We start from the raw sequence: 12,255 nt of genomic DNA, 5'->3' as shown, positions 1-12,255 counted from the left end.
TCAGCGTCGAGGCTGCCGCCTCGGCCGCCGAGCTGGCGACCAGCGATGCCGCACTGACCGACCGCGACAGCGTGCGTCTGGACAGCATCTTCAGCGTGGCCGACAGCGACTACGGTGCCGACGGACAAGGTAGCACCAGCTGGAGCTACGGCCTGAGCCTGGACGTCGAGGCCGGCACGGCCAGCGGCCTGACCAGCGGTGGCGAGTCGATCACCCTGGGCACCGACGGTGACGCCATCGTCGGCAGCGCCGCGGACGGCGAGGTGTTCCGCCTCGAGCTGGGCGAGGACGGCGACGGCAATGCCATCGTCGAGCTCATCCAGAGCGGCGCCATCGACCACGTCGAGGGTAGCCAAGACGGTGCCGACGTCGAGCAGCTGCTGCTCGACAGCGGCCTGGTCAGCCTCACCGGCACGGCCACCATCGAAGACAGCGACGGCGACACCGCCGAGGCCAGCACCAGCATCGACTTGGGTGGTCGGGTCAGCTTCGGCGACGACGGTCCGACCTTCGTCGATGGCGGCATCGACGATGCCTCACTCAGTGCTGCTGCCGATAGCCAGACTACAGGGGATCTCAACCTCGATATCGGTGCTGACCTTGAAGGCGCGCAAATTGCCGATGCCACGCTGAAGGCCGATGGTGATGGTTATATCCAGGTCGACTATCAGGATGATGGCTCGACGAACACCACCTATCTGACATCGGGGGGTGAGAAGCTGCTCTACTCCTTTGACGAGGGCTCTCAGCGGCTGACTGCCTACAAGGATGGTGACTCTAGTCAGTCGCCGGTATTCACCATCGACTTCGACGCCACCGGCAACATCTACCAGGTGAACGTTGTCGAGGCCCTCGATCCGGTTGCCGTGAGCTTCGCTGCAGCCGGGTTCGAGAATAATGGCGGCGGTATTGCCGGAAACCTGAGCTTCGAGGGAACCGATCTTGAAGCGTTGTTTACCTCCAGTGAAGGTTCCGTTAATTGGTCGAGCAACGGCATCGGAGCTGGTAATAACCTAATCGGAGAGGGCGAGACGCTGTATGCCCAGTTCAATGAAGTATTGACACAGCTCGATTTCGAGATGGGTAACGATGGTGACCTGTCCTGGGAAGCCTTCCGGGGCGGTGACTCCGTCGGCACGGGATCGGAAACCTCGATCAGTATCGAAGGCGGTTTCGATGAAGTGCATTTCTATGGCAGCGATGGTGGTGGGCAATACAACGTCAATAACTTCAGCGGGGCGTATCTGGATTCCAGCTTGAATTACCAGTTGCCCGTCGATGTCGTGGCCGCCGACGGCGATGGCGATCTCGCCGACTCTGCATTCGATATCGACTTCGAGCCGACGGATACCTCCGTTGATGTGCCCGATTTGCTGCTCGTCGATGACAATTCCAGCAGCACCGGTCTTGAAACGGCAGGTGGTAACGACGTGTTGGTGGGCGATGTTGGCGGTAATAAGACCAACATCACCCCCGGACAAGACTACAACGTATCGTTGGTGGTCGATTCATCGGGCAGTATTGCCAATCAGTTGTCACTGCTGAAAGATTCTCTCAAGAAATTGGCGGACCAGCTCGTCAATCATGATGGCTCCGTCAACCTGCAGCTCGTCAGCTTCGAGACGAATGCCGAGACGCTGCTGACGCTGGATGACATTACCAACACCGATGGGGCATTGAGCACGATCGAGTCGGCGATTGACGATCTGGATGCCGATGGCGGTACCAACTACGAGGCGGCCTTCCTAGAGGCCAAGCAGTGGTTCGACGGCCAGCAGAATGACTATGAGAACCTGACGTTCTTCCTGACGGACGGTGATCCCACTTATCATCTTGATAAGTGGGGTAATCCCACGAACGATGGTAGTGGCTCGCAAACTAGTGAGGGCAATTTACAGAACGCTATCGATGCCTTCGGGCCGCTGTCGGATATCAGCACAGTTCATGGGATTGGACTTGATGTCTTCGATAATGGAAATGTCAATGAAGACTATTTGAGATACTTCGACAACACAGATCCCAATGGACAGGCAACTGTTGTCTTTGGATCGACGACAGAAACAACCATTGCCGATTTTCAGGGGAATGATGATCCTCTCGATGGAGAGGGTAACTGGACCGTAATAGGCGGAGATGGTTCTGTTGATCGCAAAGGATGGGGGAATTATCTGGAGTTAGATTCGGAAGGAGGCTCCGTAACTATTCGTAGTGACTCCTTCTCTGTCAGTGAAGGTGGGGCTTCTATCGTTCTTCAGTATGGCGTAGAGGATGATAATTGGGAAGATGGGTTTTCCTGGTCGCTTGAGAAGCTATCAGGAGGTGCTTGGAGCGAAGTCGAAAATGGTCAGCTCGATAGCTGGCAGAGTTATCGAACGATAGGTTCAGATTTGGGAGCTGGAGACTATCGTCTGGTATTTTCCGTTGAAGATAATAGCTGGGGGTGGCGTGATGATGCTAAGCTGGAACTCCACGATATTGAGCTGTCCATTCCTGATCGAGTCACCGGAGATGTTGGTCAGCCATCCGTCATAATGTCTGCTGAAGAACTCGACAACGTCCTCGAGGGTGGCAACACGGAAGAGGTGCCCGAAGAAGTCGGCGATGACGAGCTTCTGGGTGGTGATGGCGATGACATCCTGTTAGGCGATGCGGTGGAGCATCCCGATCATCAGGGCGAGGGCTTCCAGGGCATCCTGGATGAGCTCGAGTCTCAGAATGGTCAGGTGCCGACGAACGATCAGGTGCTGGATTATCTGAAGGATAACCACGAGTCGTTGGTGCTGCCTCAGGATCAGGGCGGCGACGACACCCTGATTGGCGGAGCCGGCAACGATATCCTCTACGGTGGAGCGGGTGCAGACACCTTCGCCTGGCAGTTTGGCGATGAAGGCGCCGAAAACGACCCCGCCGAAGATGTCGTCAAGGATTTCACCGTGGTGGGCGATACCGACGACGGCCAGTTCGGCGACTCGGACGAGCCGAATGCCGACCGCTTGGATCTCGCCGATCTCCTGCAGGGTGAAGACGAAGACAGCATTGGCGACTACATCTTCGCCGAGGAGGAGGGCGACAACGTCGTGCTGCATATCAGCTCGGATGGCTCGTTGGCCGGTGACAAGGATAACGCCGATCAGACGATCACCCTGGAAGGCAAGTCGTTCGCCGACTTCGGGGGTGATGTCAGCGACAGTGCCGATCTGATCCAGCACATGATCGACAGTGGCCAGTTGAACATCGACCAATAAGCGTCGTTCGTTCGATCCGCGTTTGCCCTGTCCGGTTCGTCCGGGCAGGGCGTTTTGCTATGCTGCCCAAAACGCCGAGGAAGCGAGACCATGTACGTCAAACGCAACGAGACAGGCCAGATCGTTCAGGCGGCCCGCGAGCCTTCGGCGGAGTGCCGGGAGTTCGTACCGCCCTGTGCGCCGGATCTGCAGGCCTTCATGGCCGAGGACGAGGAGTTCGAGGGCATCGACCTCTCCAAGACCGATCTCGCCTTCATCCGCGTGCTGGAAGACCTGCTGGAGGTGCTGATGGACAAGGGGGTGATCAGCTTCACCGACCTGCCGGAACCCGCTCAGCAGAAGGTGATGGAGCGCCAGTCGCTGCGCCAGCGATTGAATAGCGTGGATTTGATGGGGGAGGAGGATGACGGCGGCATCATCTGAGAGGCCGTTTACAAACTACTGCGCTCGCCCATGCTGCGTTGGAATCAGCCTCGTGCGCGAGCCCGGTCCTTTTTTCGGCTGATTCCGCCTTGCCTGGCCATCGCTCGTGACTTTTGTAAACACCCTCTGAGCCGATAGCCATCCCCCACATGCAGCCGGGCCGAGCGGACGATCGTCCGCTCGGCCCGGCTGTGTGCGGTTCCGTTAGCCTTCCTGTCGCACGCCGGGGCCCGTCACGCCGTCCATGCCGAGCTGGAAGAGCAGTTCGGCCTGCTCCTGGCGTCGTACGCCTTCGGCAATGGTGAGAATGCCCAGCGAGTGAGCGAGGGTGTTGATGCCGCGCAGCAGGCTCTGCCGATCCGGATTTCCCTCGATCTCGTGGCTGAGCGAGCCATCCACCTTGAGGTAGGCGAGCCCCAGGTCGTGCACGCTGTCGATTTCGCCGAAACGGGTCGTGACGTGCTCGAGCCCCATGCGGCAGCCCAGCGAATGGAGTTCGCGGCATAGGCTGCGGAAGCCTTCAGGGTTGTGCATGGCGATGAGCTCGGGGACTTCGAACCACAGCCGTGGCGCCAGCTCGGGCCGGGCGCGTAGCCGGGCGATCAACTCGCTGACGAAGTGGCCGTCGCGCAGCGAGCGCGGCGAGAGGTTGATGCCCACGGCCTGGCCGCTCGCGGCGGTGTCCTCGAGGGCCGCCGAGACGACGGCGAGATCCAGTGCCGGGGCCATTTCCAGGCGCGAGACCCAAGGCAGGAAACGTCCTGCCGGGCGCCATTCGCCGGCCAGGTGCAGCCGTGAGGGCACCTCGTGGTGCAGCAGTTCGCCCTGGCGGTTCAGCACCGGGTAGTGGGCCAGCTGCACTCCGTCCAGCAGGGCCGCTTCCAGCGCACTGCGCCATTCGGCATGACTGGTGAACAGGGCGTCCTGCTCGGCGCTTTCGACGATGACCTGTCCGTGTTCGTCGCGATCCTCGGCGCTGGCCAGGGCGCCGTCGAGGCTGGCCAGCAGCGTTTGGCGAGTCATGCCGGGGGCGTACTCGACGAGCGCCGAGGGCAGCGTCAGAGCCGCTTCCGGATGGCGGCTGGCGAGGTCTCGTAGCCGCTGCTTCAGCTCATCGCCCAGGGCTTCCAGGTCGTGGGCGCGAGGCAGCACCAGAGCGAAGTCGCTGCCGTTGAGGCGTGCCACGCGGCCGTCGCCGTTGAGGGTGTTGAGCTGCTCGAGTTCGTTTACCAGCGCGGCCAGCAGGGCATCGGTGGTCGGATGCCCCAGCTGCTGGTTGAGCTGCGCCATGTCGGCGACGCGGACCAGGGCGAGCACGCCGCTGGCATCGTCGCCGTCGCTGTGTAGGTGGCCTTCCAGGCGGGCCAGGAACGGCTCCCGCTGGAGCGCATTGGTCACCGGGTCGTGCTCCAGGCGGCGGCGCAGCTGATCGAGCTTTTCGCTTTCTTGGCCCAGCATCGTGCTGACCGCCGAGGAGAGGCGGTTCATGGCCTGCACGACCTGGCGCAGCTCGAGGGTGCGAGGCTCGGGCGAGGTGACGAAGCGCCGCTCGCCGATGGCTTCGGCCTGGGAGACCACATGGTCCAGCGGGCGGCGTACCGTGCGCACGATCCACACCGCCAGCAGCAGGCTGATCAACCCTGCCACGGCGAACCAGCCGGCGAGGTTCAACGTGTTTTGCCACAGCGAACGGTAGGCGTAGCTGTGCTGGCTTTCCAGAGTGAGGGTGCCGAACTGTCGCCAGCCGTCCTGGATCACGGCTTCGCCGGCAGGCACCTCGAAACGTATCAGGTCGACGAACCAGCCCGGCACGTCTTCGATGTGCTCGCCCGCTTCACGCTGCTCGATGGTGTCTCCCTCGGCATCGCGCAGTTCGATGCGTCGGTAGTGTCCGGTGTCGAACTGGGCGGCGATCAGCAGTTCCAGGGTGACCGGATCCTTTTCCAGCTGGCTCATCGACAGTGCCAGTGCGTTGGCGTTGTCGCTGTTCTTGATGCGAACTTCCTGTTCGATGTAGTGGCGGCTGGTACTCACGCTCACCGCCAGACTGCCCACGAAGGCCAGCAGCAGCACTACCACGATGGTCAGCCAGAGCTGTTTGATCAGTGACATCTCGGTGCTCCCTGGGGCATGCATGCCCATGTTCGTAACGTCAGACGAATCCGTGTTCCTGCATACGGCTGATGGCGTTCCGCCAGCGCGACAGACGGGCCACGGGGTCGGCCTGGGACTGCGTCGAGCTGCCGGTCCATAGCCCGGTACTGTTGAAACTGAAGACGGGGTCGAGGTCGGTACGCTGTGAACCGGGGCGGATCGACTTGACCAGGTTGTCGAGGATGCGCGGGTCCGCGCTGGGCGTTTCGTAGTAGCCCAGCACCATGTGCGCCTGGGTGAGATTGCCGCGACCCAGGCGGGCCTTTACGTAGATCATGCGCAGCCGGTCGCCGGGCACGCCCAGTTCCTTGAGGGTGACGTACTTGGCGATGGAGTAGTCCTCGCAGTCGCCTTCGCGCTTGCCCATGGTTTCCAGCGGGGTGGCCCAGTAGTCTTCCTGGCCCCAGATGTCGATGTCGTCGAGCCAGCGCACGCGGCGGTTGAAGAAGTCGTTGACGTCGCGCAGTTGGACATTCAGGTCGGCCCCGTCGAGCCGGTCCAGCAGGTCGAACCACTCTTCCAGTGTGCTCAGGCCTCGCGAGCCGTAGAGGCGCCGCATGCTGTCGCGCAGGCGCGCACGGTCGATGCCGGCGTGCAGGCGTGGCGCGGAAATGCCGAGCCCGGCGGCGAGCAGCAGTCCGCCCAGCCCCGCCAGGAAACGGCGGCGCCCGATGAGCGGAGGTGGCTGGGCCGGCATGGCAGACATCGGTTTCCTGGCCTGACTGAATGAGCGATCACTGAAGTTTAGAAGCCAGCGATGAGGATGGCGAGAGTCGGTCGCGGTGGGGACGGAATCCTTACGCCTTTTGGCTGATGGGCATCATGCACGATCGGTCACGGAGCGCGACGTCGGCGAGTTCAGGTCAGCCGGCCCGCACGGTTGCGAACCGGATTGGCGTACTGGGCCAGCCACCACTCCTGCAGCTCGCCGGGAACCTTGGCCAGGCGCTGCTGAAAGCGGCTGCGGTCGGCATCCGTGACGTCGCTCAGGTCGACCAGCTCGGGGGCGTCGCCCAGCGCCTCGAGCGCCAGGTAGTGGCTGGGGAAGAGGTGGTAGCCGTCGACGACCTGGCGGTCGATCTCTTCCGCGGCGGCTTCCGGGGTGTCGAAGCGGCTATCCAGCGCCTCGCCGAAGCGTAGTTGGACGCGCCCCTTGTGGCCGGTGATGCCGGTCACGATCGAGCCGATGTCTTCGAACTCGCTCTTCTCGTACTGACCCCGGGTGTGGATCGCATGCAGTTCCCGGGCCTTTTGCAGGTCGCAGGGGTCGTATTCGTAGCTGATCGACACGGGAACGATGCGCAACTCGGCAATGGCCTTGCCGATGGAAGCCTGGCGCTCCTCCCGGCGACGCGCCATGGTCAGCATCTTGATGATCGCCGGGTCGGTGCGATCGATGCCGTCCTTGGCGCGCCCCTCGCGCTGGGCCATCCAGATCGAGTGGTTGTCGACCAGAATCGAGTGGCGGATGTACTCCGAGAGCAGTTGATAGGCGGCCAGCATGGCGCGCTTGCCGCGCAGCGCGCGCGGCACGATGAAGCTCTTGTTGAGCCGCATCAGGTCGGTGACGTAGGGCTTCTTGAGCAGGTTGTCGCCGATGGCGATGCGTACCGTGTCGCGGCCGGCGGTGTGCAAGGCGTAGTTGACGAAGGCCGGGTCCAGCGAGATGTCGCGATGGTTGCCGATGAACAGGTAGGCGGTGTCCGGCGCCAGGCGTTCGAGGCCGTCGACGCGAAAGTCATCGGTGGAGGTGCGGATCATGCGTGCCATGTAGTAGGCCACGCGCTGCTGAAAGTCACGCACGCTGTTCACGTCGCGAGTTTCGCGACGAATGGCGAAGGCAGCCACGGCCCGCGCCAGGGGGGGCGCCAGACGACTCAGACGCGGCAGGCGGTAGCGTGTCAGGGCATCCAACAGTTCGCGGTTGCCGGCAAGCCGGGCCAGCACCTCGGCCACTTCGTCATCCTGGTAGGGGCGGATGTCGGCCCAGGGATCCTGTGAGTCGATAGCCATTGCGGTGTCGGTCATTGCGGGTCTTGGTTGCCTGGGTCGGTCGTGGAAGGAGCAGCGGTTGCCTCGGCCTCGCCGCCGAGCCAGTTTATCAGCTGTTCGATATGTTCGCTCAGGGCCTGGGTCATGAGCAGGAAGTCGGCCTCCAGTCGCACCAGGGCATCGCCGTCGTCCTCGGTCTGGTTGGCTTCGTCGATCAGCGCATCGCCGAAGCGCAGCGACTTCAGCGCCAGGTCGTCATGCAGCACGAAGCTCAGCCGGCCCTCGATCTCCATGGCCAGCTTGCTGGCCTGGCGTCCGCTGGCCAGCAGCTGCTGTATTTCGTCGCTGTCCAGGTCGACCTGGCGCGCCCGCAATACGCCGTCGTCGCCCTTGGCCTTGAGTTCCACCTGATCGCCGAGCTGCAGGTCGGCGGGGCGCTCTTGCGGTTCGGTCAGCCACTGGGTCATGGCCCGGGGGGGCAGGGTGCGCGTGGCGAGCGGCGTCACCTTGAGGCTGCCCAGGGTGTCGCGCAGCAGATCCAGCACGTCCTCGGCGCGCTGCCGTGAGCTGGCGTTGATGCCGATCAGGTCGCGGCGGGTGTCCCACCACAGGTCGAGACGCTGACGGCGCACGAAGGCGCGGGGCAGCAGCTCTTCCAGCACCTGTTCCTTGAGGCCCTGCTTTTCCTGGCGGCGCAGCTTGCGCCCTTCGCGCGCTTCGATGTCGGCACTGCGCTCCTCCACCTCCTCGCGAACCACGGAGGCGGGCAGCAGCCGCTCCTGGCGCAGTGCCGTCAGCAGGCGGTGGCCTTCGAGCTCATGCAGCAAGGCGACGCCGGCGCGGCCTGCCGGCGGGCACCAGCCCAGGCGCCGCGCCTCGTTGCCGCCCGGTGCGCGTGCGGCGCGCTCGGCCATGGCCGCTTCCAGGTCGGCCGCGTCGAGACGCGGGGCCCCGTGCAGGCGATAGAGGTGCAAGTGCTTGAACCACATGATGCATACCCGAGCCAAAAAAGGAGGCACATTATGGACAAGCGAGCGGCAGGGTTCCAGTGACCGATGGGACGGACACGATGGCGTCATTTTCAAACGGAAGTTTGAATGTGTTTCGGTGCCGGCCTAGAATCCCTGCGATTCGTCCGCCATTTGGGAGCAAGTCATGGAATCCCGCCAATCCCGCACCACGCTGCGCGTGCGCGGCTACCATCTCGACGGTTACGGCCACGTGAACAATGCACGCTACCTGGAGTTTCTCGAGGAGGGGCGCTGGGGGTACTTCGACGACCGCCCCGAGGTGGCGGCGCTGTTCGCCTCGGGCAAGCACGCCTTCGTTGCGGTCAACCTCAACATCGACTACCGCCGCGCCGCCGTGGCCGGTGACGACTTGGAGGTGATCACCCAGGTGGCCGAGCTGGGGTCGCGCAGTGCTCGCATGCACCAAGCGATTCGGCGCTGCCGCGACGGCAAGAGCGTGGTGGATGCCGACCTGACCTTCGTGCTGCTCGACGTGGCCGCCAATCAGGCGGTGACCATCGAGGGAGCCATTCGCGAGGCGCTGCTGCCGCTGGTGATGCCCGCCGAGTGACACTCCCTGCCTTTGCACGCCACGCGGTGGTATGATGGCAGGCTGTTGCGGCGAGCCATGCGCCCTGCGTGGTGACACGCCAACCTGTTGCAGTGCAAAGGATTCGACGACCCATGGGTGACATCGCCAGAGAGATTCTGCCAGTCAACATCGAGGACGAACTCAAGCAGTCGTATCTCGACTACGCGATGAGCGTGATCATCGGCCGGGCGTTGCCCGACGTGCGCGACGGCCTCAAGCCGGTGCACCGGCGCGTGCTGTTCGCCATGCACGAGCTGGGCAACGACTGGAACAAGCCCTACAAGAAGTCCGCTCGCGTGGTGGGCGATGTCATCGGTAAGTATCACCCCCACGGTGACAGTGCCGTCTACGACACCATCGTGCGCATGGCCCAGGATTTCTCCATGCGCCACGTGCTGGTCGACGGCCAGGGCAACTTCGGCTCCATCGACGGCGACAACGCCGCGGCCATGCGCTACACCGAGGTGCGCATGTCGCGGCTCGCCCACGAGCTGCTGGCCGACCTGGAGAAGGATACCGTCGACTGGGTCGACAACTACGACGGTACCGAGCGCATTCCCGAGGTGCTGCCCACCAAGGTGCCCAACCTGCTGATCAACGGCTCTTCGGGCATTGCCGTGGGCATGGCCACCAACATTCCGCCGCACAACATGGTGGAAGTGATCGACGGCTGCCTGGCGCTGATCGACGATTACACCCTGTCCGTCGACGACCTGATGGAATACATCCCCGGCCCGGATTTTCCCACCGGGGGTATCATCAACGGCCGCGCCGGGATTCTCGAGGCCTATCGCACCGGGCGTGGCCGCATCTACGTGCGCGCCCGCCACACCATCGAGCACGACGAGAAGAGCGGTCGCGACCACATCATCGTCACCGAGCTGCCCTACCAGGTGAACAAGGCACGGCTGATCGAGAAGATCGCCGAGCTGGTGAAGGACAAGAAGATAGACGGCATCGCCGAGCTGCGCGACGAATCCGACAAGGAAGGTCTGCGCGTGGTGATCGAGATCAAGCGCGGGGAATCCGGCGAGGTGGTGGTCAACAACCTGTTCGCCCAGACCCAGCTGCAGAACGTCTTCGGCATCAACATGGTGGCGCTGGAAGACGGTCAGCCCAAGATCCTCAACCTCAAGGAGGTGCTCGAGGCCTTCATTCGTCATCGCCGCGAGGTGGTCACGCGGCGCACCCTCTACGAGCTGAAGAAGGCCCGAGAGCGCGGCCACATCCTGGAAGGCCTCGCCGTTGCCATCTCCAACATCGACGAGGTGATCGAGCTGATCAAGGCCTCGCCCAGCGCCGCCGAGGCCAAGGAGAAGCTGCTGGCACGCAGCTGGCAGCCCGGCCAGGTCACCGGCATGCTCGAGCGTGCCGGTGCCACTTCGTGCAAGCCCGAGGATCTGGAGGAGGGCTTCGGGCTCAGCCCCAGCGGCAGCGAATACCTGCTGTCGCCGGCCCAGGCCCAGGCGATTCTCGAGCTGCGCCTGCATCGCCTCACCGGGCTGGAAACCGAGAAGCTGCTCAACGAATACTTGGGCATTCTCGAGAAGATCGCCGAGCTCACGGCGATTCTCGCCTCTGCCGATCGACTGCTGGAGGTGATCCGCGAAGAACTGACGGCGGTGCGCGACCAGTTCGGCAACTCACGCAAGACCGAAATCCAGGCCAGCCATCTCGATCTCTCCATCGAGGACCTGATCGCCGAGGAGGATATGGTGGTGACGGTCTCGCGGACCGGGTATGCCAAGACCCAGCCTCTCTCCGACTACCAGGCGCAGCGCCGCGGCGGACGGGGCAAGTCGGCCACGGCCATGAAAGACGAGGACGTCATCGAGCACCTGCTGGTGGCCTCCACCCACGACACCGTGCTGTTGTTCTCCAATCGCGGCAAGGTCTACTGGCTGAAAGTCTACGAGATGCCAGTCGCCAGCCGCGGCTCGCGGGGCAAGCCGCTGGTGAACCTGCTGCCGCTCGACGAGGGCGAGGCGATCAACGCCATCCTGCCGGTACGCGACTACGACGCGAACAGCTACATCCTGTTCGCCACCGCCAAGGGCACCGTCAAGCGCACCAGCCTCGAGCAGTTCTCGCGGCCGCGCAGCGTGGGCCTGATCGCCATCGACCTGGATGAGGACGACCGCCTGGTGGGTGCCGCCATCACCACCGGCACCGACCATGTGATGCTGCTGTCGTCCAACGGCAAGGCGATCCGCTTCGAGGAAACCGACGTGCGCGCCATGGGCCGCACCGCCCGCGGCGTGCGCGGCATGCGTCTGAAGAACGCTGCCGAGGTGATCAGCCTGATCATCCCCCAGAGCCAGCAGATCGATGCCGAGGCCGACAACGAGGCCGAAGGCGAGGAGGGCGCCGTGCTCGAGAACGGCAACGGCGGCCAGATCTACATTCTCACCGCTAGCGAGAACGGTTACGGCAAGCGCACGCGGCTGGAGGAGTTTCCGCTGCGCGGCCGCGGGGGTCAGGGCGTGATCGCCATGCAGACCAGCGAGCGCAACGGTGCCCTGGTGGCGGCGATGCAGGTCTATTCGACCGACGAGATGATGCTGATCACCGACCGCGGTACTCTGGTGCGCACCCGGGTCGACGAGGTCTCGATCACCTCGCGCAACACCCAGGGCGTGATGCTGATCCGCCTGGGCAACGACGAGAAGCTGGTCAAGACGGTGCGCATCGACGAGCCTGAATCGCAGGACGATGAAGCGGTGGGGGACGACGCTCAGAGCGACGAATGAGAGCGTTTGCACTACCGGAAAGCGATGAGCTGTTCCGGCGACAAGCCTCGCGAGGGCGCTGTGAACCCATCCTTGGGCGCTACTTTTGC

The 12,255-nt window shown here is 63.3% G+C and carries 8 protein-coding genes; 4 read left to right on the top strand and 4 right to left on the bottom strand.

The window, feature by feature from the left end:
• Both BLP96_RS11435 and BLP96_RS11430 read left to right on the top strand, forming a co-directional pair.
• The coding region (locus BLP96_RS11435; RefSeq protein WP_089686248.1) for a VWA domain-containing protein at positions 1 to 3,245 on the top strand (3,245 nt) is incomplete at its 5' end.
• A 90-nt stretch (positions 3,246 to 3,335) separates the two neighbouring features.
• On the top strand, positions 3,336 to 3,668 hold the full coding sequence (locus BLP96_RS11430) for a tryptophan synthase subunit beta like protein (RefSeq protein ID WP_089686246.1): 333 nt from the start codon (positions 3,336 to 3,338) through the stop codon (positions 3,666 to 3,668).
• 204 nt (positions 3,669 to 3,872) lie between these two features.
• Here BLP96_RS11430 and BLP96_RS11425 read toward each other — a convergent pair whose 3' ends face one another.
• The 4 genes from BLP96_RS11425 to BLP96_RS11410 all read right to left on the bottom strand — a co-directional run bounded on the left by BLP96_RS11425 (position 3,873) and on the right by BLP96_RS11410 (position 8,803).
• A complete protein-coding gene (locus BLP96_RS11425; RefSeq protein WP_089686245.1) occupies positions 3,873 to 5,780 on the bottom strand; it encodes an EAL domain-containing protein in 1,908 nt (635 codons plus the stop codon).
• Positions 5,781 to 5,820: 40 nt separating this feature from the next.
• On the bottom strand, positions 5,821 to 6,528 hold the full coding sequence (locus BLP96_RS11420; RefSeq protein ID WP_407081071.1) for a transglutaminase-like cysteine peptidase: 708 nt from the start codon (positions 6,526 to 6,528) through the stop codon (positions 5,821 to 5,823).
• Between the two features lie 152 nt (positions 6,529 to 6,680).
• Positions 6,681 to 7,850 (bottom strand): 1-acyl-sn-glycerol-3-phosphate acyltransferase, encoded by a 1,170-nt coding sequence (locus BLP96_RS11415; RefSeq protein ID WP_089686243.1) that lies wholly within the window; start codon positions 7,848 to 7,850, stop codon positions 6,681 to 6,683.
• Positions 7,847 to 8,803: a recombination-associated protein RdgC gene (locus BLP96_RS11410; RefSeq protein WP_089686241.1), complete on the bottom strand. Its 957-nt coding sequence runs from the start codon at positions 8,801 to 8,803 to the stop codon at positions 7,847 to 7,849. Before BLP96_RS11410 ends, BLP96_RS11415 begins: the two co-directional genes overlap by 4 nt.
• Positions 8,804 to 8,969: 166 nt before the next feature.
• On the opposite strand from BLP96_RS11410, the gene BLP96_RS11405 reads away from it, so the two are divergent.
• Both BLP96_RS11405 and gyrA read left to right on the top strand, forming a co-directional pair.
• Positions 8,970 to 9,395 (top strand): acyl-CoA thioesterase, encoded by a 426-nt coding sequence (locus tag BLP96_RS11405; RefSeq protein ID WP_089686239.1) that lies wholly within the window; start codon positions 8,970 to 8,972, stop codon positions 9,393 to 9,395.
• 113 nt (positions 9,396 to 9,508) lie between these two features.
• Entirely contained in the window at positions 9,509 to 12,166 is a 2,658-nt protein-coding gene (gene gyrA, locus BLP96_RS11400; protein ID WP_089686237.1) for a DNA gyrase subunit A, read from the top strand.
• Positions 12,167 to 12,255 lie beyond the last annotated feature (89 nt).

Origin of the sequence: Billgrantia gudaonensis (assembly GCF_900100195.1) — a bacterium.
Classification (GTDB): domain Bacteria; phylum Pseudomonadota; class Gammaproteobacteria; order Pseudomonadales; family Halomonadaceae; genus Halomonas; species Halomonas gudaonensis.
This window is presented reverse-complemented; position numbering and strand designations above follow the sequence as displayed.